At 64.1% G+C, this 20930-nt stretch carries 22 protein-coding genes and 1 pseudogene; 16 read left to right on the top strand and 7 right to left on the bottom strand.

The features are described 5' to 3' along the window. The 5 genes from RHBS_RS09965 to RHBS_RS09985 form a co-directional block, all read left to right on the top strand. Positions 1–1030 (top strand): beta-galactosidase trimerization domain-containing protein (locus RHBS_RS09965; protein WP_187298434.1); only part of this gene is annotated, 1030 nt, incomplete at its 5' end. Then, complete coding sequence (locus RHBS_RS09970) at positions 1030–1848, top strand: DeoR/GlpR family DNA-binding transcription regulator (protein WP_121871723.1); 819 nt, start codon at positions 1030–1032, stop codon at positions 1846–1848. The genes RHBS_RS09965 and RHBS_RS09970, both read left to right, overlap by 1 nt. Before the next feature lie 16 nt (positions 1849–1864). Continuing rightward, the gene (galT, locus tag RHBS_RS09975; protein WP_121872848.1) at positions 1865–2980 is read left to right on the top strand and encodes a galactose-1-phosphate uridylyltransferase; all 1116 of its coding nucleotides are present in this window, start codon (positions 1865–1867) and stop codon (positions 2978–2980) included. Then, positions 2977–4143 carry a galactokinase gene (galK, locus tag RHBS_RS09980; RefSeq protein ID WP_121871724.1) on the top strand — a complete coding sequence of 389 codons (1167 nt, stop codon included), beginning with the start codon at positions 2977–2979 and terminating at the stop codon, positions 4141–4143. Before galT ends, galK begins: the two co-directional genes overlap by 4 nt. 21 nt (positions 4144–4164) lie before the next feature. Then, on the top strand, positions 4165–5256 hold the full coding sequence (locus RHBS_RS09985) for an ABC transporter ATP-binding protein (RefSeq protein WP_121871725.1): 1092 nt from the start codon (positions 4165–4167) through the stop codon (positions 5254–5256). Positions 5257–5263: 7 nt separating this feature from the next. Here the strand turns inward: RHBS_RS09985 and RHBS_RS09990 are convergent, their stop codons facing one another. After that, positions 5264–5914, bottom strand: coding sequence for a cutinase family protein (locus RHBS_RS09990; RefSeq protein WP_121871726.1), 651 nt, complete (start codon positions 5912–5914; stop codon positions 5264–5266). 185 nt (positions 5915–6099) lie between these two features. Here RHBS_RS09990 and RHBS_RS09995 point away from each other — a divergent pair, with 185 nt between their 5' ends. The 4 genes from RHBS_RS09995 (at position 6100) to RHBS_RS10010 (ending at position 10340) form a co-directional block, all read left to right on the top strand. Beyond that, entirely contained in the window at positions 6100–7224 is a 1125-nt protein-coding gene (locus tag RHBS_RS09995; protein ID WP_128645478.1) for a hypothetical protein, read from the top strand. Further along, positions 7157–8317 (top strand): SMP-30/gluconolactonase/LRE family protein, encoded by a 1161-nt coding sequence (locus tag RHBS_RS10000; protein WP_128645479.1) that lies wholly within the window; start codon positions 7157–7159, stop codon positions 8315–8317. Before RHBS_RS09995 ends, RHBS_RS10000 begins: the two co-directional genes overlap by 68 nt. A gap of 63 nt (positions 8318–8380) precedes the next feature. Next, entirely contained in the window at positions 8381–9724 is a 1344-nt protein-coding gene (locus tag RHBS_RS10005) for a PQQ-binding-like beta-propeller repeat protein (RefSeq protein WP_237669135.1), read from the top strand. 139 nt (positions 9725–9863) lie between these two features. Beyond that, on the top strand, positions 9864–10340 hold the full coding sequence (locus RHBS_RS10010) for a GNAT family N-acetyltransferase (RefSeq protein WP_183130331.1): 477 nt from the start codon (positions 9864–9866) through the stop codon (positions 10338–10340). Positions 10341–10376: 36 nt separating this feature from the next. On the opposite strand, the gene RHBS_RS10015 is transcribed toward RHBS_RS10010, so the two are convergent. After that, complete coding sequence (locus RHBS_RS10015) at positions 10377–11258, bottom strand: DDE-type integrase/transposase/recombinase (RefSeq protein WP_121871731.1); 882 nt, start codon at positions 11256–11258, stop codon at positions 10377–10379. 131 nt (positions 11259–11389) lie between these two features. Then, a complete protein-coding gene (locus RHBS_RS10020; RefSeq protein ID WP_121871732.1) occupies positions 11390–11797 on the bottom strand; it encodes a hypothetical protein in 408 nt (135 codons plus the stop codon). 127 nt (positions 11798–11924) lie between these two features. Between RHBS_RS10020 and RHBS_RS10025 the strand changes: the two genes are divergently transcribed. Further along, positions 11925–12755 carry a MerR family transcriptional regulator gene (locus RHBS_RS10025; protein ID WP_121871733.1) on the top strand — a complete coding sequence of 277 codons (831 nt, stop codon included), beginning with the start codon at positions 11925–11927 and terminating at the stop codon, positions 12753–12755. Here the strand turns inward: RHBS_RS10025 and RHBS_RS10030 are convergent. Then, on the bottom strand, positions 12743–12925 hold the full coding sequence (locus RHBS_RS10030; protein ID WP_032397091.1) for a hypothetical protein: 183 nt from the start codon (positions 12923–12925) through the stop codon (positions 12743–12745). The two genes, RHBS_RS10025 and RHBS_RS10030, sit on opposite strands and share 13 nt — an antisense overlap. A gap of 197 nt (positions 12926–13122) precedes the next feature. On the opposite strand from RHBS_RS10030, the gene RHBS_RS29720 reads away from it, so the two are divergent. The 4 genes and pseudogenes from RHBS_RS29720 (at position 13123) to RHBS_RS10050 (ending at position 15815) form a co-directional block, all read left to right on the top strand. Then, positions 13123–14397 (top strand): sensor histidine kinase, encoded by a 1275-nt coding sequence (locus RHBS_RS29720; RefSeq protein ID WP_220709126.1) that lies wholly within the window; start codon positions 13123–13125, stop codon positions 14395–14397. Further along, a pseudogene (locus RHBS_RS10040) lies at positions 14388–15043 on the top strand (LuxR C-terminal-related transcriptional regulator). Before RHBS_RS29720 ends, RHBS_RS10040 begins: the two are co-directional and overlap by 10 nt. Further along, the gene (locus RHBS_RS10045; RefSeq protein WP_128645481.1) at positions 15040–15639 is read left to right on the top strand and encodes a DUF4097 family beta strand repeat-containing protein; all 600 of its coding nucleotides are present in this window, start codon (positions 15040–15042) and stop codon (positions 15637–15639) included. The pseudogene RHBS_RS10040 and the gene RHBS_RS10045 overlap by 4 nt, the downstream one beginning before the upstream one ends. Beyond that, positions 15636–15815: a hypothetical protein gene (locus RHBS_RS10050; RefSeq protein ID WP_128645482.1), complete on the top strand. Its 180-nt coding sequence runs from the start codon at positions 15636–15638 to the stop codon at positions 15813–15815. The genes RHBS_RS10045 and RHBS_RS10050 overlap by 4 nt, the downstream gene beginning before the upstream one ends. A 6-nt stretch (positions 15816–15821) precedes the next feature. Here RHBS_RS10050 and RHBS_RS10055 read toward each other — a convergent pair whose 3' ends face one another. Then, complete coding sequence (locus RHBS_RS10055; protein ID WP_237669136.1) at positions 15822–17372, bottom strand: FmdB family zinc ribbon protein; 1551 nt, start codon at positions 17370–17372, stop codon at positions 15822–15824. A gap of 140 nt (positions 17373–17512) precedes the next feature. On the opposite strand from RHBS_RS10055, the gene fmdA reads away from it, so the two are divergent. Together fmdA and RHBS_RS10070 are read left to right on the top strand one after the other, a co-directional pair. Continuing rightward, a complete protein-coding gene (gene fmdA / locus RHBS_RS10065) occupies positions 17513–18766 on the top strand; it encodes a formamidase (RefSeq protein ID WP_121871738.1) in 1254 nt (417 codons plus the stop codon). A gap of 15 nt (positions 18767–18781) precedes the next feature. Next, positions 18782–19279: a hypothetical protein gene (locus RHBS_RS10070; RefSeq protein WP_121871739.1), complete on the top strand. Its 498-nt coding sequence runs from the start codon at positions 18782–18784 to the stop codon at positions 19277–19279. Positions 19280–19284: 5 nt separating this feature from the next. Here the strand turns inward: RHBS_RS10070 and RHBS_RS10075 are convergent, their stop codons facing one another. Both RHBS_RS10075 and RHBS_RS10080 read right to left on the bottom strand, forming a co-directional pair. Then, positions 19285–19608, bottom strand: coding sequence for a hypothetical protein (locus tag RHBS_RS10075; RefSeq protein ID WP_128645483.1), 324 nt, complete (start codon positions 19606–19608; stop codon positions 19285–19287). A 336-nt stretch (positions 19609–19944) separates the two neighbouring features. Then, entirely contained in the window at positions 19945–20811 is an 867-nt protein-coding gene (locus tag RHBS_RS10080) for an aldo/keto reductase (RefSeq protein ID WP_220709127.1), read from the bottom strand. Positions 20812–20930: the final 119 nt, after the last annotated feature.

Consider the following 20930-nt stretch of genomic DNA (forward strand, 5'->3'; position numbering starts at 1 on the left):
CAAGATGCCCGGCGAGATGATGCGTAACTCGCTGGCCCACATGGCCCGTGGAGCAGACGGCATCGCCTACTTCCAGTTCCGTGCGTCCAAGGCAGGGGCGGAGAAGTTCCATTCGGCGCTGGTACCGCACGCAGGCGAGGACTCCGCCCGCTGGCGTGAGGTGGTCGAGCTCGGCGCGGCGCTACGCCGCATGGCTCCGGTCGCAGGAAGCACCGTCGATGCTCGAGTTGCCGTGCTCTTCGACTGGGCATCGCAGTGGGCATGCGAGCAGGAGGGTCATCCGTCGATGGCGATGCAGCCCATGGAGATTGCCCGACGCGCACATCACGGATTCACCTCCGCGGGCGTGACCTGCGATGTCGTCCCGTCGTCGACGGACCTGAGTGACTACGACGTCATCGTCGTACCGGCCCTGTATCTGTGCAGCGACGAGACCGCCGCGCGGATAGCCGACGCGGCCGACGGTGGCGCGCAGGTACTCGTCACCGCCTTCTCGGGAATCGCCGACGTGGACGACCACGTGCGACTCGGCGGCTACCCGGGCGCATTCCGTGACCTGCTCGGCGTGCGCGTCGAGGAGTTCTTCCCGCTCGCCGACGGGGAAGCCCTGACTCTCGACGACGAGACCCTCGGCGAGATCTGGAGCGAATACCTGACCGCCTCGGAGGACGTCGATGTACTGGCACGGCACACCCAGGGCCATCTTCGGGGCGTCCCCGCATTGACCAAGCGCACCGTCGGTACCGGCGCTGCCTGGTATGCGGCCACCGTTCCCGACGCGACAGGCTGGGCCGCACTGACCGACAAGCTCTGCGTTGCGGCCGATATCGACACCCGACGCGACCTCGGATCGGACGTGGAAATTGTCCGACGGTCGGCAGGGGAGCAGTCCTGGCTCTTCGTACTCAACCACGGAACCGATAAGGTCAGCGTGCCTGCCTCGGGTACGGACCTGGTCGGCGGTACCCAGATCGACGGTGAACTCATCCTGGCCGCAGGTGGCAGTGCTGTGATCGCCGAGACCCGCTGATGCTCGCCCACCAGCGTCAGCAGAAGATCCTGGACCAGGTGACGGCCGAGGGTGCGGTCAAGGTCGCAGATCTCGGCGCGGCACTGTCGGTGTCGGACATGACCATTCGACGCGACGTCAACGAGCTCGTCGCCCGCGGTCTGGTCGAGCGGGTGCACGGCGGCGTGACGCTGCCGCGATCGGCGAGTGTGTTCGAGCCGGGGTTCTCGGCCAAGTCCGAACTCGATCGAGATGCCAAGGCCGCCATCGCCCGTGCCGCTGCACGATTCGTGCGGCCCGGGACTTCCATCGGCATCTCCGGTGGCACCACGACGCACGCACTCGCGCAGGAACTGCTCGATGTCCCGAACATCACCGTCGTCACCAACTCCCTGCCCGTCGCCGATGTCTTCCACACCGGTGGCCGGTCGGATCAGACGGTGCTGCTCACCGGCGGACAACGCACGCCGTCCTACGCGCTCGTGGGACCGCTGACGGTCAGTGCCCTGCAGAGTATCCACCTGGACATGCTGTTTCTCGGAACACACGGTGTGGACATCGAATCCGGGCTCACCTGCCCCAATCTCATGGAAGCACAGACCAATCAGGCACTTGTCGCGTCGTCTCGACGCGTCATCGTCCTCGCCGACCACACCAAGTGGGGTGTTCGCGCGCTGGCCAACACCATTCCGCTTTCGCGTGTCGACGTGTTCGTCACCGATGCCGGACTCGACCCCGGCGTCCACGAGGCGTTGTCCGAGACGGTCGACGACGTGGTGATCGCCGGAGAGCACTCCCCCGACACGAACGAGGAACGAGCACTCGATGACCGCGCATGACGCCACGACGCACTCGATGCGCAAGACATCGACCACTCTGGCCGACGGCCGTGAGCTGATCTACTACGACGACACCGAGCCCTACGTCTCCGGGGGAGCTACCCGCGACCTGGTCGATACGCGAGCCCTGTCGCCGTCGATGTCGCAGTCGCAGATGCGATTCGACGTACTCACCGGTGAATGGATCGTCATCGCCGCACAGCGGATGGACCGCACGTTCCTGCCGCCGGCCGACGCGTCGCCGTTGGCACCGAGCCGACCGGACCGTCCGGCCACCGAGATTCCGGCGGCCGATTACGACGTGGTGGTGTTCGAGAATCGCTTCCCGTCTCTGTCCGAAACCGCAGCGCAGCAATCACTTCCGACCGAGGTGGACGGAGAGTCGCTGTGGCCGCTGGCACCGGGCACCGGGCGATGCGAGGTGATCTGCTTCGCCAGTGACCCCGATGCGTCCTTCGTGTCGCTGGAGCTCTCTCGTGTCCGCACCATCATCGATGTCTGGGCCGATCGCACCACTGCCCTGTCCGCCATCCCCGACGTTGCGCAGGTCTTCTGCTTCGAGAACCGCGGTAAGGAAATCGGCGTCACCCTGACCCACCCGCACGGTCAGATCTACGCCTACCCCTACCTCCCGCCGCGTACCGATGCGCTGATACGACAGTCGCGCAGACACTTCGAGCGAACGGGCCGAGTGTTGCTGGCCGACGTCCTCGCTGCCGAACTCCGCTCGGGTCGACGGATCGTCGTCGACACCGAACACTGGGTTGCGTACGTGCCTGCAGCATCACGCTGGCCGGTCGAGGTGCATCTCGCTCCTCGCCGCGACGTGGCGGACCTCGCCGAGTTGAACGGTGTCGAGCGGGACGAGCTGGCAGTGGTCTACCGAGATCTGCTGCGCGGAGTCGACGCGTTCTTCGAGGGCGTCGACGAGGTGCCGTACATCGCTGCCTGGCATCAGGCGCCCGTCGGAGTCGATCGTGAACTGGGACGCCTGCATCTGCAACTGTTTTCGATGATGCGCTCACCCGGTCGGATGAAGTTCTTGGCCGGTTCGGAATCTGCGATGGGAGCCTGGATCAACGACACCACTCCCGAGCGGATCGCAGACCGGTTGCGCGAGGTACTGGCGTGAACTGGCTCGATGTGATTGCCGAGGAGGACCTCGCAGACGGTGCAGCCGAGTTGTTCCGCAGTGCATTCGGCGGTGACCCCGACGGCGTCTGGATCGCACCGGGACGCGTCAATCTCATCGGTGAGCACATCGATTACGCAGGCGGACTCGTGTTGCCGTTCGCGCTGCCGTATGCCACCGCGGTCGCTGTGCGTCGCCGCGAGGACTCGACCATGCGGGCCGTATCGACGCACACCGACGAGTCGTGGACCGGTGAGCTCGGCGAGATCGCCCCGGGAACCCCGTCGGGCTGGGCCGCGTACGTGGCGGGTGTGTCCTGGGCACTTCAGGATCACGGCGTCGGCGGAGTCGATGTGGCCGTGCACTCCTCGGTGCCGGTGGGTTCGGGGCTGTCGAGCTCGGCAGCCCTGGAATGCTCGTTCGCCCTCGCGCTCGACGACCTCTTCGGTCTTCGGCTCGACCGAAAGGTGCTGATCGAGGCCAGTATTCGCGCCGAGAACGAGATCGCCGGCGCATCGACGGGCGGCATGGACCAGAACATTGCGATGTCGGCCGAGCCGGGACACGCGCTGCTGCTCGACTGTCTCGACGGTTCGACGCGTCAGATTCCCCTCGATCTGGCCGGGTCCGGCTCGCGGCTGCTGGTGATCGACACCAATGCGCCGCACCGTCTTGTCGACGGTCAGTACGGAGCCCGGCGCGCTGCCCTGGAGACGGCGTACGCCGAACTGGGGGTGACGACTTTGCGCGGACTCGACCCCGAGCAGGTGACGGCGGGGCTCGACGACGAGACGCTGATCGCACGAGTTCGCCATGTCATCAGCGAGATTCGACGCGTCGAGGCGGCCGCGGCCCTCTTGGATCGCGGGGCCGCAGGAGCAGAGCTCGGTGAGTTGATGACCGCGTCGCACCTGTCGTTGCGAGACGACTACGAGGTCAGCTCACCTGAACTCGACAGCGCTGTCGACTCGGCTCTGCGGGCAGGCGCATACGGAGCGCGGATGACCGGCGGCGGTTTCGGCGGCTCTGCCATCGCTCTGGTGCCGTCGGATCTCGTCGAGGCAGTAGCAGACGACATCGCCTCCAGTGCAGCGCGATCCGGGTTGCCGGAACCCACCTTCCTCACCGCCGAGCCTGCCGGCTCCGCACATCGATTCTTCTAACCCATACAAAGGAGCACTCCCATGGCACAGGTCACGTACGAAGGAGCCACCAAGCTCTACCCGGGATCGGACGTCGCGGCAGTCGAATCGTTGGACCTCGCCATCGAGGACGGCGAATTCCTGGTACTCGTCGGGCCTTCCGGCTGCGGCAAGTCCACCTCGCTGCGGATGCTCGCCGGTCTCGAGGACGTCGACTACGGTGCCATCAAGATCGGCGACCGGGATGTCACCTCACTGGCACCCAAGGAACGCGACATCGCGATGGTGTTTCAGAACTACGCGCTGTACCCGCACATGACCGTCGCCAAGAACATGGGCTTCGCACTGCAGATCTCCGGAATGGACAAGGCCGAGGTGGGCCGACGCGTCGAGGAGGCCGCGAAGATCCTGGACCTCACCGACTATCTGGGCCGTAAACCCAAGGCGCTCTCCGGAGGTCAGCGTCAGCGCGTGGCGATGGGACGCGCCATCGTGCGGAACCCGCAGGTGTTCCTCATGGACGAGCCACTGTCCAACCTCGATGCCAAGCTCCGCGTGCAGACTCGCACGCAGATCTCGCTGCTCCAACGCAGGCTCGGCACCACCACCGTCTACGTCACCCACGACCAGGTGGAGGCCATGACGATGGGGGATCGCGTGGCGATCATGAAAGCCGGTGTGCTGCAGCAGTGCGCGAGCCCCAAGGATCTGTACGAGCGCCCGGTCAACGCCTTCGTCGCAGGCTTCATCGGCTCACCGGCCATGAACCTGTTCGATGTTGACGTCGTGGCAGGCAATGCGAAACTCGGATCGCTGTCGGTGCCCATCGAGCGTTCGATCGCCGACCGCATCGACTGCAGCCGAGTGACGATGGGCGTGCGACCGGAAGCGTGGACGCTCTCCGATTCCGGTACGGACATCGTCGTCGACGTCGTCGAGGAACTCGGTGCGGACGCCTACATCTACGGCCACACCGCCGAGGACGCGTCGAATCTGGGAACCGTCGGGGCGCAGATCATCGCTCGTATTCCTGATATCGCGACTCCGTCGCAGGGCGATGTCATCCGAATCGCCCCGCGCGCCGAGACCGTGCACTACTTCTCGACCACGACGGGATTGAACCTGCGCCCCTGAGATTCGGTCAGCTACGGACCTGCGCCGCGGCGAACTGGGCACCCTCGGTGGTGGACCCGTTGGTCCCGTACTGAACGTGCGCGAAAGCGTTGAAACCGCCGATCTGGCACACCGGATCGCCGAAGTTGCAGAAGCTCCGGGTGCGCGGGCCGTACGTGGCGCTGGCCGTCTCGATCTTGCTGCCGCGGAGCCCGAGCGGGTTGCCGAACACCACTACTGCGTCGATGCGATCGGCGAGATCGGCCGGAATGACTGCTCCGGTGATGCTGCTGGTGGTTCGCACGCCGACAGCGTTGGTCACCACCGTGGCCCCTTGCGAGTAGCCCGCGATCACGAACGTCGTCGACGGGCACGACGCTGCGACGGACGTGAGGTGTGCGACGAGGTCACGTGATCCCGGGCCGGCGCTGGCCTGAGTGAAGTCGGCCGCGTAGTTCACCGCGTACGTACTGACCGAGCGGTCCGACAGCTCCGACTTCAGCCGATCGACGAACGGCCTGCCGGTGATACCGAGGCCGGGGAATTCCCCGGTTCCGCGGGCGAACGACACGTCGACGTCCGAGCAGGGGGCAGCGTTCGCGACACCGGAAGGTTGTGCCACGAAGAACGCGGAAACAGCCAGTGCTGCAATTGAATAAGAGGCTAGACGCTTGTTCATGGAACTACTCCTCGGTCGGTGACTGTGCAGGTCGAACCATAGCCGTGTCGTACCGACAGGTACGAGATTTCTGTCCGATGCGATCTCCCCAACTCTCGCTTCTCAACGCCTGTTGCGCTAGTCTCCTCGGCGGGGTGAGTCCGATCTGCACCGATTGCGGATCCATATTTTCCGGGGGATACGAAGTGTCGAAGAAGTGGTTGCGCGGCGTCGTGGTGTCTGCGGTGGCGGTCGCGTTGTGTCCGATTGCCACGGCCTCGGCGGATCCTGCGCCGAGCCCGGCACCCGCGACCATCATGGGGTCAATCGATGACGGGCCCGGTAACTTCAGCGTCTTCCGTACCGTCGACAGCGGCCTGCGTCCCACCGCGGAGGACAACGCTGCGTGCAACGACTACTTCGGCTCCCCACGTTCGCTGACCGTAGTCGAGCGTCTCGACGCGCGGATGTACACCTTCACCAACGACCCGTCGACGGGGTTCCTGCAGAACCCGACGGCTCAGAACGTCGGACCGATCTACGTGTGCGACGGGCCGATCATCGACGGCCAGGCATTCCTCGACCAGTGGGGCGCACTGACGGCTCCCGGTCTGGGCGAGCTCTCGATGTACGGGCCGTGCGGTCTCGAGTTCATGATCGGCTCGCCAGGGCGCGCATCCGTCGATTGTGTTCTGCGAGTGAACCCCAACGATTCCGGGGTCGTCGACGGTGTCGCGACCAGCAACTCGATCGCCAACCCGCTTCGTCTGCCGGACGGACGCACCGGCTCGCTGTGGACCCTCTACACACTCGGTGAAGGCACTGCTCCCGTGCCGGAACCCGTCGCAGGAACCCCGCAACCGACGGGTTCGGTGAAGTACAGCGTCGGGCGCGAGGTGAACTCGGTCTCGACCGGAAGCACTCCCGCATGCCCGGGTGGCGTGCGCACCACCGAGATTCATGCCGTGTCCGTCGACGCTGCCACCGGCGCGGCATCGACCGAGCCCTCCGCGGCCGTCGCGGCCACCGCGTCGATCTGCTACCAGAACCCGTCGTCCCCGGACTTCGGCGCATCGCTGAGCATCACGAGTTACGGCGTCGCGCCGGCGCTCACAGCCACGTCCACCGGGCAGTGCCGTCGTATGGATCTGGCCATCGAGCCGGGCACCGTGCAGCAGTCCTGTGGGTTCACCTTGCCGCCGCAGCCCGCTCTCGGCCTGACCGGTGGTCAGGTGACGCTCAACGGGCTGGTTCCGACGAACGATGCTGCAGGATCAGCCAATTCGGCGATCTGGACCACCTCGTTCCTCGGTTCCATCACACCTCGATGAACGGACGTCGGAGCGGCGTTCTCGTTCTGACGTCGATGGCAAGCTGCCTCTAGGGCGCGGTCGTCACCGCGCCCGGGGCGGCGGCCGAACCCCTGGACGGTGCCCTCGACTATGGGCAGACCAGGGATATCGCTGTGGTTCCGCTGCCCGGCAACCCGAAGGACTGGCCGTCGATCCCGAGGACGGCAGCATCTGGTCGGGGTCCAACCGTCCCAATTCGGCTGCGGACGTCTGGCATTGGGCCGCCGACAGTAGCCTGCTCGCGACGTATTCCCTCGCGGATCACGTACCCGCCCAGCACGGCGTCAACGGCATTGCGCTCGACGGCGACGGTCGGGTCTACGCCCTCGACTACTCGGGGGCGCGGGCAGTGCGCATCGATCCGGCGACCGGAACGCAGACGGTCTACGCGACATTCGCCGACCTCCCCAACTGTGCTGGGACCGCAGGCAATCCGTGCGAGCCTTCGCCCGTCGATCGACCGGCCTGGCCCAACTGGGCAACATTCGCGCCCGACGGAACCATGTACGTCAGCGACCTGAATCAGGCCACCATCTGGAAGGTGCCTTCCGGCGGTGGGGCAGCCGAGATCTGGTACCAAAATGCGGAATTCGCCTCGATCCACGGTGTCAACGGCAAGCAGTTCGACGCTGCCGGACGGCTCAATTTCGTGGTGACCATGTCGCTGGTGCCGCGAGTCGAATCGTTCGGTCGTGTTGTCGTCCATCGACTTTCGGCGACTCCCGGCGGTACGCCAGGTGCTCTCGAGGCTGTGGCGGTCGCGAGTCAGGGTGACGGTTCGGCCATCGGGTCCAGCGGGCGCATCTACCTGCCGATTGCGAATCCGCTGTACAACGCCGTCGAGGTGGTCGACCCCGACACCCGTTCGGTGGTGGCGTCGCTCCCCACGCCCGTCGAGAGCATCACTCGGTCCATCCCGTACTCGACGCCCGCATCGGTCGCATTCCGCGGGACGTCGCTGATCGTATCCAACCACGGACTGCTCGCCATCGACCCACATCAATGGGCGATCCTCGAACTCGGTGTCGGAGAGACAGGATTACCGCTGCACTATCCGGTGGGAGTTGCCTGAGGTCCCTCGGTCGGGTCGCTGGAGCAGGGCCGCTCGAATGCCGAGGAATGTTACCGTCGCCCGGTGAATCTCACTCGTAGCGAACGCTGGAAGCTGAGTGCTCTTGTTCTGGCCATGGTTGTCGGCGCAGTGTTCGTCGCTGTTCGGGTCGCGACAAACGAGCGGGAGACCGTGGACGCCCGACAGTCCGAATCGGTTGTCGAATCGTCACTGGATTCGCCTCCGGAGCTCGCATGGACTGCCGACGTGCGGGCCTTGAGCGACAACGAAGGCGATGTGTTGCTCTCGATGCCAAGCCTGCTCGATCAGTACTACGGGTACAGCGGACTTCTCGACGCCGGAACTGTGCTCATCGCTGCCACCGGCTATCCGCTTCCGGCTGTAGATCTGTCGAGCGGTGCCGAGGTCGGTGCGGTCACGCTCGTCGGTGTCGATCCCGATGACGGAGCGCCACTGTGGCAGACGCCCATTGGACGGGTGAGTCAGTGTGCGCCGGAACTGGAATCGGTGTTGCTCGCGTGCTGGGGTGATCGGCGCGTGGTGTCCATCGACACGTCCGACGGGGCGCTGGTCGCGGACGTCGGAACGGATTTCGATGTGAACGGTGCACGAATCGTGGACCAGACCGTCTTCGTCTCTGGGAATCTGGACGGAACGCCGGTGCTGACGAAAGGTACTCCGGCGGCCGTCGAGTCCGACTTCCGCCGCACGTTCGAGCGGTCCGGCGACTTCTCCTCGGTGTATGTCACGCCGGATCGAAAGTCGGTGATGTTGACGTCCAGGGGTGACGGCACCCCGCAATACATCTACACGATCTTCGATCTCGACAGTGGCGCAGAGGTATTTGCCTACGAGGGTGACTCGGTCCGGAGCGTCGGGAACGGCTTGTGGCTGTCGAGTGTCGGCAGCGAATCGGGAACTGTGGGTACCCAAAACCTCTTGGCGGCAGACGGTTCGACCATCCGGGCAATTCCTCGGCCATCGTACGGAGCATCGATGTATCCGAGCAACCCACGGAATCCGCCGCCGATGTTCCTCGGTGACGGTGCCTACGACCCCGATACCGGCGACGAGCTCTGGCGCAATCCAGCCGTGGTGCAGTCGGAGTTCAGCGGGACACAGTCGGCCCTGGTTGCAGTGGTCGACCGCGTCGTCATCGTCACCGATCCGGAGGCGAAGACGCTCACCGGTCTCGACATCGACGACGGCGCCGAGCGATGGGTGACGCCGTGGGAGGACGCATATTGGGTGCGCAGTGGACTGACCGACGGGAAGAACTTCGTCTTCGGCGACTATCAGGCACGCATTCCATCGACGCCCGCACCGGTGAGATCGGATGGTCGATTCCGCAACCCGAAGGTGTGGATCCGCGGAACATGGTCGTGGCCTCGGCTGCGGGACACATGACCCGATCGTGGGGCGATCAATTCACCGTGTACCGCTGACGGCGCGTATATTTCGGCCTCGGACCTGGATTCCAACCTCCCGTAGCCGTCAGTAATCCGAAACGGAGGCAGGTATGGGCGTGAATCCTCGAGCGAGTGCTATGGAACTTGTCTTCCCTTCGCACGATCTGCGTGACGTCTGGCTGGACTGTCGCTCCGAATGGGGGCCGGGGTTCCACGAGGATGGTTTCGGGTTGACGGCCGACGATGATGTCGGGTCCGCACAGGGCTTTTCGGATTGGGTCGAGCGGCTTCGGGACGACGTCGAGTGCACGTACCGCTGGATCGTGGAGGGCGAACGAGTGTTGGGCGGCGTCGCACTCAGACACGACAGCCACGAGTTCGCCGCCCGTCTCGGGCACATCGGCTACGGGGTTCGCCCGTCCGATCGACGTCGGGGAGTTGCATCTTGGGCAGTACGCGAGGTGCTGACGCTCGCCTCTTACATGGGCATGCCCCGGGTAACGGCGGTCTGCGAGGCGGGCAACGCGGCCTCGATAGCGACCCTGACGAGAGTCGGAGGCGAGCAAGTCGGCCTTCTGGGGTCGGCGGTTCGCTTCCGGATTCCCGTGCCGTGAAGAATCGGGTGCAGGCGACCGCGCTGACGCTCGATGTCAAGCTGTTTGGAGTCGGTTGTCGTTGATTCCCACGCTCGATGCGGGCCGGGGTGTGTGTGGACGAGCTCGGAACCGTTCGGGATGCCGGTCGTAGTAGGCCTGTTGGGCGCGGTCGCGGTCGGTCCACATCTGTCGCCACTTCCCGGAATGCACGTCTGCGGGTGAGAACAGTGCGATGCCGGAATGTTTGTGGTCGGTGTTGTACCAGTGGACGTAGTCGGTGAGATGCCCGCGAGCGGCATCGATGCCGGAGAAGATGCCAGGGTAGTTCGGGCGGTACTTCATGGTCCGAAATTCCGACTCGGAGAACGGATTGTCGTTACTGACGTAGGGACGGTTGTGGGTGAGCTCGATTCCGTGTGCGGTCAAGCAAGTCTCGAGGGTGTTCGAGCGCATCGCCGGACCGGAGTCCGCGTGAACGAATGATGGTGCGCCGTAACGCTGTATGGCTTTCTCGAACATCTCGGCGGCGAGGTGGTCGCTCTCTCGTTCCTCCACACGCCACCCTGCGATCAACCGTGAGTGTATGTCGATGATCGAGTACGCCTTGAACGAGGCACCGCGCCACGGTGAGTGCAGATCGGTGATGTCCCAACTCCACACCCGACCGGGCGCGGTGGCGGTGTGGACGGGCATCCGGCGCGGGGTGCGGGTGCTCTTCTTGGTCGGTGTCTTCGGGCGACTGCGTTGGTCGAGGACCGCGGCTGCGATACGCCACCACGAGCGACGCGACGCCATCATCGACCCGTTGTCCCAGGCGGTGGCGAAGGTGTGATCGACCGAGTTGCCGGCCCGCCATCCGGTGGTGATCAACGCTTCGACCTGAACTCGATCGGTGCTGTCGATGCGATTCGGATACCGCCGATCACGTTGGTGCACAGGTTGTTCGACTGCAGGACGTGGACTGCGGCGGTAGTGCCACGTCGAGCGGGAGAGCCCCACTACCGTCAAGGCACTGCGCACCGACCCGGCCGACGACGCCAGATCCGTGACGAGCGTGTTCTCGGTAGTCAGGAATCGGTGGGATCGTTCTTCATCGGGGTGTCGGCGGGCTCGGGCACGTTCATCGCGTGCAAAAGCCCGATAGCTTTTCCCAACAGTTCGTTGGTCTCCTCGAGTTGCCGGATTCGGGCGTCTCGGCGCTCCAACTCCTCATCGTGGCGGGCTCGGTCGATCTCCCGACGCTGCATCGACGACTGCCGATCACCTGGAGCTACATGCATGGCACCAGTCTGACGCGGGACCATCCCGCGGTCCACATCACCGTCGAACACAGCTGAACGCCAGCGCGCCATCATTCGCTTCGAGATATGCGGACGCGCATCCATCCACGCGCCACGCTGCCCATGCCGCAGACCGCAGTACTCGAACACCAACTGCCGGATCTGCTCCCCGGTGAACCCCACATCGACCGTCATCACGACTCTCCTCCGCTACTTGATCTCGACTCACAAGCAGCCTGGCAAAGAGGGTCAGCGCGGTTCAGTGCACCCGATTTTCTGCGCTTGACCCTCACACTGTGTGAGACGAGAACCTCGGAGGGTCATGTTCAGCATTGGAGAGTTCGCATCGATCGGCCGGGTGTCGGTTCGCATGCTTCGGCATTACGACGAGATCGGGTTGTTGACGCCGGCACGGGTGGATCCGTTCACGGGCTATCGCTCGTACGAGGGTTCGCAGTTCGAGGTTCTGGGACGCATTCTCATGTTCAAGGACCTCGGGTTCAGGCTCGACGAGGTGACGCAGATCGTACACGGCCAGGTCAGCGCCGATCGGCTACGCGAGATGCTCGCCGCCAAGCGCACTGATGTCGCTCGTCGACTCGATCTCGACGCCGCTCGCCTGCGTCGCATCGATGCGCGGCTCTCCCACACCGAAGGGATTTCGATGATCACCGTAGACACCAAATCGTTGCCACCCACTCGTATCGCTCTCGTCTCCGAGACCGCCGCCGGGTTCGGGCCCGAGAACATCGGCCCGGTCATCGGCCCGATGTACGCCCGACTCGCCCAGACGCTCGCTGGGCACGGCGTGGCGTTCGGGCCGTCGTCGATTGCCATGTACGAGGCCGTCGACGATGGAGACGGCACCGGAATCACCGTGCATGCCGCATTCGAGGTGGGGCCAGAAGTCGTGTCCGGTGAGGGCTACGAGGTTCGCGAGCTACCGCCCGTCGAGCTCGCGGTGACCACCGTTCACCACGGTTCGATGGCAACGATCGGCGAGACCTGGGAGCAGTTCACGGCCTGGATCGAGGCCAACGGCTACGAACTCTCCGGAATCTGCCGTGAGTACTACCTGGTGTCAGAGCCGCAGCCGCAGGAGAATTGGGTGACCGAACTGCAGCAGCCGGTGGTTCGACGTCAGGACGCCTGAGCGAACTCCACGAGGGCGGTGCACTGGCAACCGCCGGTGACCTCCTCGCATTCCAGAACCAGGAAGTGGCGTACGTACTCGAGATCCACGCAGTCCGGCTCCGTGCACTCCGCACCGCCGACCGCGTGGATCACGAGTGTGCCGTTGCAGGTATCGAAGCGTGCGGACATGCGAATCCCTTTCTGTCGTATCTCTCTACATCCTTGATATCACCGGGCTCCGACAAGTTCGGGAGAAGGCGAGCGTGTTCGACGCCTGAGCTCGGCGATCGCGCGCGACCCGCGTGTCGACGGTAGGGCTGGCCCTACTTCACCTCGTGGGTTCACAGTGGGGACGACCCGGCAACTGCCCACTTACGCTCAACCGCATGAACCAGGCATTACCGATTCCCCTGAATCCGCTCAGAGCGTGGATTTCGCAACAGTGGTGGCTAGCAGTGGCCTCGTTGCTCGCGGCGACGTTCGCCGGCGTCGGTGGTTGGCTGATCGTCGGTCTACTCCTACTCGCTGTGTTCGCACTGCCGTTCGCCCTCAGTGGCGTGCTCGTTTTCGTGTTCACAATCGTGGTCCTTCGGTGGTTGGACATCGCGGCACGGGCCGGCGTCGACGTCACCAGTGGCATCGAGATCACGAGACCTGCGACGATCGTCTATCCGACCAGCTGGCACAAGCTGGTGTGGTGCGTCCGCGACGTCGGGTTGTGGAAGTCACTCGTCTACTGGATCATTCGCATTCCGATCTCGGCCGCTCTGCTCTTCTTGCTGCCGGCGCTGTTCCTGGTCCTTCCCGTTCTGGTGGTGGCCCCGATCGCGTGGTTGGTCACAGATCCCGAGGGCACCGGACTGGAGATCGCCGAACGAGTCGACTTTCCGCTGGTTGCGTGCGTCGGTGCGGTAGCTCTGGCGGTGCTCGTTGCCGGCGTCCCTCCTCTGACAACCCTGCTCGCAAAAGTCGATTGGTGGAGCGCTGCAGCACTTCTCGGACAGTCCGAGTCGGGCAAGCGGGTGAACGAGCTGACGATGAGTCGCGCTCGCGTCGTCGACGCTGCAGATGCCGAACGGAGACGCATCGAACGAAACCTCCACGACGGGGCCCAGCAGCGGCTGGTATCGGTGGCAATGTCACTGGGGCAGGCGAAGTCTCGTGTATCCGCTACCGATGACGTGGTGTTGAAGGGTCTGCTCGACGATGCGCATCGTGAAGCCAAGAATGCGATCGGCGAGATACGGACGTTGACGCGAGGACTGCATCCACCGATCCTGACCGATCGAGGACTCGATGCGGCACTGTCTTCGGTCGCGGCGCTGTGCACAATTCCGGTGTCCATCGACATCGACCCGGCCCTCACCGGAGAGCGGCGTCTCGATGCCACCGCCGAATCGACGGTGTACTTCGTCGTATCCGAGGCCTTGACGAATGTCGGCAAGCACGCCGACGCCAGTCACGTGCAGGTGGACGTCGTGCGTGGAGAATCCTCCGTATCAGTGACCGTGATCGACGACGGTTGTGGTGGTGCGCATCTCGAGCCCGGCGGCGGACTGGCCGGACTGGCCGACAGGCTCAGTGGAATCGACGGAACGCTGACGGTGACGTCACCATCAGGTGGTCCGACACGAGTCGAGGTGACCATCCCGTGCGAGTGATCATTGCCGACGACTCGGTACTGCTGCGTGAGGGTGTTGCGCGGCTGTTGGTCGACACCGGTGCGAGGTGATCGGCAAAGTAGGTGACGCGGGGCAGCTCCTGACACTGATGTCGGCCACCGACCCCCTGCCCGACGTCTGCGTCATCGACGTTCGGATGCCTCCCACATTTCTCGACGAAGGCCTGCGAGCAGCACTTGTCATTCGTGAGCGATGGCCCGACGTCGGGGTACTGGTGCTCTCGCAGTACGTCGAGGAAACGTATGCGGCCGAACTGATCCGGCAGAGCACGGACGGCGTCGGGTATCTGCTCAAGGATCGTGTTGCCGATGTGGATGAATTCGCCGACGCGGTAAAGACTGTCGCCGGCGGCGGAACCGTCATCGATCCGGAAGTCGTGCAGCAGATTCTGGCGCGAGCACCGCGATCGGATCCCCTCGATTCGTTGACGCCGCGGGAACGAGACGTGTTGACGGCGATGGCCGAAGGCAAGTCCAATGCCGGTATCGCGGCCTCTCTGGTCGTCGGTCAAGCGGCCGTCGAAAAGCACATCGGAAACATCTTCGCCAAACTCGGCTTGCTCGGTGACAGTGCTGATCACCGACGAGTCATGGCAGTCCTACGATACCTGGGAGCTATTCGATGAATCGAATTCCATTGTTGCGCAATGCACTGGCGATCACCACCGCGGCGGTGGTGATCGGCCTGGCCGGCGCGGGAACGACAGCCGCGATCGCGCTCGGCTTCTCCGTTCCGAAGGCTCAGGACTATGACTACTCGGTCGACCACGCGATCGACGGCTCTCGATTGACCGTCACGACAGGATTCGCCCATCTGACGTTCGTGCCCAGTCCCGATGACTCTCTGCATGTTCGAGCTCGCGGCATCTACCGAGGAGACAGCCCCACGATCGATATCGGTGCGGACGGATCGACCGTGGCGGTGGAGTGCTCGTACGACAAATACGGATCATGCGACGCCGATGTCGAATTGCAGATACCGGCTAATCTGATCCTCACGGTGAACGGAGCAGGCGGGGACGTCGTACTGTCCGATGTCGCTGCAGACGTGACTGTCTCGACAGCGTCGGGATCGGTGTTCGCCCGTGGATCGGCAGGAGCTCTGCTGGTCGACACGCGTTTCGGCGACGTGAAGATCAGCGATGCCACGGCGACCGCTGTCGAGGTGAGTACGACCTTCGGTGAGATCACCGTCGAATCTCGACTGCGCCGGAATCGGTGAAGACAAGCAACGTGATCGGTGACACGACGATCGGGCTCCCACCCGCCGTCGCCTACGCCGTGGAAGCGGAATCCGAGAAGGGCGACGTTTCCGTCGACGTCATCAACGATCCGAGATCACCGAAGACCTTGTCCGCCCACAGCGAGGAAGGGCAGATCACGGTGCGGCCGCGGTAGAGCTGTTCAATGACTCCGACGCCACGCGCTGAACGAGCGGACCGAGGACGTGGTGGGACGCACCAGCCACGGCCAGGGATGCAACTCGACCGGGGCTATGGCGTCGGCGATGCGGGAGAAGCCGGGAACGGGCGCCCAGGTGGTGGCCAAGGCGCGTCCGGAGAGTTCGTCGGCAACTCGCCCGCGGCGCACCTCCAACGGGCGGGTCGATGCGATCTCACCGAGCGTCTCGGCGAGAAAGACCAGCCTTTTGCCGGAGAGCCTCAGTTTGCGCAGGAGCGGCTCGTCGAAGACGAACACCGCGGGCCGGTCGGTCTCGGCGGCCAGTGCTGGGTCTGCGGTGCCGAGTGACTCCGCTGTGATCCACACCTGTTCTGCGCCAGTGCCTTCCATATGGGCTGGGCCGGCGGGAATCGGAGCCTTGTTCAGATCTGGACCGTCGACTGCTGGGCCGAGATCGTCGTCGGGCCAATTCTCGATGGGACACGCATCTTTCAGCGCGCAGTTGCGGCACAGGAACGGGGCCCGCTTGTTCACCTGCCACCGGCTGAAACCGTAGACCTTGCCGCTCCCGGTACCGACGGTCCACTGCCAGCCGAGGCGGTTGGCGGCGCGGGAGCCGTCGAGCAGATGGGCGAACATCTCGTCCTCGCCGTCGCGCCACGTCGCTCCGGCGCGGACTGCCCACTGGGAGGCGAGCCACATGCGAGTTTGGTTGACCAGCCAACCGACCTCGTGTAATTCACCCACCACCGAGGACATGCAGTTCATCTCCTCGGGCCACGGCTGCGCGGTCCAGCCCTGCGGTCGCGGCTGCTCACGGCGTAGCGAACGGCCGAGATCCGATCCGGTGCGCGCATAGAGGTGGCGGGCGTACTCCTGCCACATCAGCTCGTCGCGATAGCGAGAACGGTCGCGTGGGGGAGCGTCGGACACCGCGTCCCAGACCTCTCGCAGCGTCAGCAGCCCGTGGCGGATGTACGGCGACATGCGGCTTGCGCCTCGGCGATCCACCGGAAGAACGGTGCTGCGATCGCGGGCATATCCGGTGATGTCGAGCCCGGCCAGGGCAGTATCGGCAGCGGACTGCCCGCCGCGAATGCCTCCCGCCGAGATGCCATCCGGCCCCTCGCGCGTCAGGTCGCCCAGATGCTCGGCAACCCAGTCGACGACGTCCTCGGTGGTGGAGCCGTCGGCGATGGACGGCGGAGTGGGTAGTTCGGACATGCCGTCGGACTTCCCCGTCGGTACGAAAGGGAAACGCCGGTCGTCAGGGGCGCGGCAGTCGGCGATGCAGTGGGTTGGATGTGGTCCGCGGTGCCGATCTGCGGCCGGCGGTAGGGACGAGACGACGGCAGGCGTGTCGGCCGTGGCGCGCGAGGCGTCGTGCGCCTTCATCGCAGCGCTGCTTCCTCGTCCGAGAGCGGGTGAGGAGATCTTTCGTCCGGCTGCCTCTCCGCACTCCGGGCATGTCACCTCGGAGGGCACGTCGGCCATGGAGAAGCTCTGCTCGACGGGGTCGCAACGCTGTGCGCAGCGGAAGCTGTAGGTGGGCACGCATCCGAGGGTAGCCGGAGACGTCGTATCAGCAACGTTCCGGCACAACGTCATACAACTTTTACACGCCATATCCGACCGGATGGACCGCGACGGTGCAATGATCGAGGCAGGGGAATCCGCGCAACCGGAGGTGTCCAGTGCCCGAACTGCTGTTTCCGCTCGACTCGACGAAGAGTTTCACCGAGCAGGAGGTCGTCGGTCACAACCGATGGCATCCCGATATCCCGGCGGCGGTCACAGTCAAACCCGGCACGTCCTTCCGGGCCCACTGTCGCGAATGGTTCGACGGGGCCATCCACAACGACAATTCCGCCGAGGACATTCTCAATGCGCCGCTCAACAACGTGCACACTCTTTCCGGCCCTTTCCACATCGAGGGGGCCGAGCCAGGTGACCTACTGATAGTCGACATCCTCGATGTCGGGCCGATACCGCAGGAGGATTCGGGTCCGCTGGCCGGTCAGGGTTGGGGCTACACAGGAATTTTCGCCAAGCAGAACGGCGGCGGGTTCCTCACCGATCGATTCCCCGACGCGTACAAGGCGATCTGGGATTTTTCCGGGCAGACCACCACATCTCGCCACGTGCCGCACGTGAAATACACCGGTATCACCCATCCCGGACTCATGGGGACCGCGCCCTCGGCAGAACTGTTGGCCAAGTGGAACGCCCGTGAGGGTGCGCTGATCGCCACCGATCCCAATCGGGTTCCGCCACTGGCTCTTGCACCCGAGCTCGACGGTGCGATCCTCGGCTCGTTGAGCGGTGACGAATTCAGCCGTGTCGCAGGCGAAGCCGCACGCACAGCACCGCCACGCGAGAACGGTGGAAACCAGGACATCAAGAACCTCACCAAGGGCACCCGCGTCTTCTACCCGGTGTTCGTGCCGGGCGCGAAGCTGTCCTTCGGTGATCTGCACTTCTCCCAGGGCGACGGGGAGATCACGTTCTGCGGTGCCATCGAAATGGGTGGCTTCATGGACCTGCACGTCGACCTGATCAAGGGCGGCATGGAAACGTACGGAGTGAGCGAAAACGCGATCTTCATGCCCGGCAACACCGCACCGCAGTACTCCGAATGGATTGCCTTCTCGGGTATTTCGGTGACCGTGGACGGCGAGCAGAAGTATCTGGACTCCGACCTGTCGTACCAGAATGCCTGCATGCATGCGATCGACTACCTCACCAAGTTCGGCTACAGCCCCGAGCAGGCATACCTTTTGCTGGGATCGGCCCCGATCGAAGGACGCCTGTCCGGCGTGGTGGACATCCCGAACTCCTGTGCCACGGTGTACATCCCCACTGCGATCTTCGACTTCCCGATAGCGCCTTCTGCGAGCGGGCCGTTCCAAATCGACCCGGGAATGGGAGCGCCGAGGGCGCAATTCTGATTGATTTCTCTTGATATGCCGCAACTGTGGATGCTCGAGGACATGGAGCCGTGGCCCGACGAACCGGCCGTAGGCTCGGTGTTCACGCCCACAACGTACTGGGCTTCACCAGAGCAGTTGGAACTGCCCGCGGAGGTGTGCACCGACGTTCCCGCTCGTGTCGAGGCCGTGGATGTCGATGGCAGAACGGAGTGGATCGCTCACCTCGGCGACGGCTTCACCACGATGATGTCCGACGGCAACATGGTCGGGGACGTGATGTTGCACGGCTGCTTGGTGTGGGACAGATACCTGTGGTTGGACTTCAGGACGAGACCGCAGGGAAGCGCCCGCGTGCTGGATCGCCCAGGATTCCTGGCACAGCACGAGGAACGAAGTCCGACGCCACACCCTGGCATGTTCAGCGTGACGCCGTACGGGCGGATGGAGTACTTCGAACACGGCTCATTACCACTGAGTTTCGGCGTGCAGTGGAACGTACTTCTGGTCGAGGCCATCGCATCGAATGGTTGAGGATCTCAGTCGTTGTGCTGCCCGTAGTTCACGGTGATGATCTGGTCGACGCGAACCGGCGAGGATTCGATCTCTGAGAGCGCGAGAATGCCGGCAACGGTCTCCGCGCTGCCTCCGAGATATGTACACGGGAAGTCGAAGTGCTGAGCCACGCACCACGCGTGGTCGGCCGGCCACCACAGACTCGGCGAGAGTCCTCTGAGCGTGTCGGTTGCGCGCGAGACCGGTCCCTTCAACAGAAAATAGTTGTAACCGGCGATGTCCGCGGTCGGTGCCTTGTCGCGAATGTCGTCGAGGGCGGTGTTGCTTCCCAGACCGCGAACCAGCATTCGTTCGGCGTTTTCGTGCTTCGGACGAGTACCTCGATGATGGAAGTCAGCTGAACATGCCAGGCTACAACGGTTTTCGCCGGCGACAAGGGGTGAGGCGTGCCGTTACGAGCGGGATAATTGATGCGGGCATAGGCGTCGAACACAGTGGGGACCAGCGAGCCCACCGTGGTTTGGGCGACGACCTCGAGACTGTTGTTCACCCAGTGCGCCTCCGAGACATCCTGTTGCAGATCGTCGCCCGACCATTCCGCGCGATAGAAGCTCGATGCCACAGACGTCAGACTACCGACATCCGGTGTGGCTGAGACAACCCGTTGTGCACGCGAGAAGCGGCTAAGGCACGATCTGTGAACCGGCATCCAATTGCTCGATTTCGGAGCTGTCGAGTACCAGCTGCGCCGCATCGATGTTCGCGCGCAGGTGGGAAATCGACGACGTCCCGGGTAGCGGAACAACAGTCGCCGCGGCGTCGTTGCCGCGATGATGAACCCAGGCCAACGCGATCTGACCGGTTGTCATACCTCTGTTCGACGCGATCCTCGCGAGAGTATGGACAAGTGGCGTGTCGTCCGAGCCGGTCAGGCTGCCATGGCCGAGGGGGGAGTGCGCTATGAGTGCGATGTCGAGCTCTGCGAGAGTCGGCAGGAATGATTCTGCCTCTCGGTGGGCGAGCGACCACTGTTGTTGCACAACAGTAATGGGATGTATCGCGTGGGCGCGCCGGATGTCATCGACGGTGACGTTAGACAGACCCAGGTGCCCAATCTTGCCTGCCTGCTTCAGTTCTGCCATCGCAGCGACGGTCTCCTCTATCGGCGTCTTCTCGCTGCGATGATGCAGGTAGTAGACATCGAGGTTGTCGACGCCGAGTCGCTCCAGCGTGCCGTCGATTGCAGTGTGGACGGTGTGCGGATCTGCCCTCACCGACCAGTCGTCGAACCGACCCGACTCGCCCCAGTAGACACCGAACTTGCTGCAGAGCGTCACCTGCTCGCGATACGACCCCAAGGCGCGTCCCACAAGTTCTTCGTTGCCATACATTTCGGCGGTATCGAGCAACGACACGCCGGCCTCGACGGCAGTCCGGACCAAGACTGCAGGATCCCGGTCCGAATCTCCCCACCCATCGTCCTTCAGGCGCATCAAGCCCAGACCCTGAATCGGTGGGATGTCCATTGTCCACGGCGTCGCGTCGGTCATGGGCGATACCGTAGAACCTCGAGGGCAGTCGAGGTCAAGTGATGGGCTCTTCGTCGGCGCACCCGGGCGCTCGCTACCGTCCGTAACTATCAAACACGCGTTCGAAAGTGTGTCGGTGG

Origin of the sequence: Rhodococcus sp. BS-15 (assembly GCF_000813105.1) — a bacterium.
GTDB lineage: Bacteria > Actinomycetota > Actinomycetes > Mycobacteriales > Mycobacteriaceae > Rhodococcoides.

Bases quoted from the DNA above. Each gene is read 5' to 3' on its own strand.
- RHBS_RS09990 (WP_121871726.1), bottom strand. From the start codon at position 5,914: ATGAACAAGCGTCTAGCCTCTTATTCAATTGCAGCACTGGCTGTTTCC.
- RHBS_RS09985 (WP_121871725.1), top strand. From the start codon at position 4,165: ATGGCACAGGTCACGTACGAAGGAGCCACCAAGCTCTACCCGGGATCG.
- RHBS_RS29720 (WP_220709126.1), top strand. From the start codon at position 13,123: ATGAACCAGGCATTACCGATTCCCCTGAATCCGCTCAGAGCGTGGATT.
- RHBS_RS10070 (WP_121871739.1), top strand. From the start codon at position 18,782: ATGCCGCAACTGTGGATGCTCGAGGACATGGAGCCGTGGCCCGACGAA.
- RHBS_RS10010 (WP_183130331.1), top strand. From the start codon at position 9,864: ATGGAACTTGTCTTCCCTTCGCACGATCTGCGTGACGTCTGGCTGGAC.
- RHBS_RS10045 (WP_128645481.1), top strand. From the start codon at position 15,040: ATGAATCGAATTCCATTGTTGCGCAATGCACTGGCGATCACCACCGCG.
- RHBS_RS10020 (WP_121871732.1), bottom strand. From the start codon at position 11,797: ATGACGGTCGATGTGGGGTTCACCGGGGAGCAGATCCGGCAGTTGGTG.
- RHBS_RS10080 (WP_220709127.1), bottom strand. From the start codon at position 20,811: ATGACCGACGCGACGCCGTGGACAATGGACATCCCACCGATTCAGGGT.
- RHBS_RS10030 (WP_032397091.1), bottom strand. From the start codon at position 12,925: ATGTCCGCACGCTTCGATACCTGCAACGGCACACTCGTGATCCACGCG.
- RHBS_RS10075 (WP_128645483.1), bottom strand. From the start codon at position 19,608: ATGCTGGTTCGCGGTCTGGGAAGCAACACCGCCCTCGACGACATTCGC.
- RHBS_RS10025 (WP_121871733.1), top strand. From the start codon at position 11,925: ATGTTCAGCATTGGAGAGTTCGCATCGATCGGCCGGGTGTCGGTTCGC.
- RHBS_RS10000 (WP_128645479.1), top strand. From the start codon at position 7,157: ATGCTGCAGGATCAGCCAATTCGGCGATCTGGACCACCTCGTTCCTCG.
- RHBS_RS09970 (WP_121871723.1), top strand. From the start codon at position 1,030: ATGCTCGCCCACCAGCGTCAGCAGAAGATCCTGGACCAGGTGACGGCC.
- galT (WP_121872848.1), top strand. From the start codon at position 1,865: ATGCGCAAGACATCGACCACTCTGGCCGACGGCCGTGAGCTGATCTAC.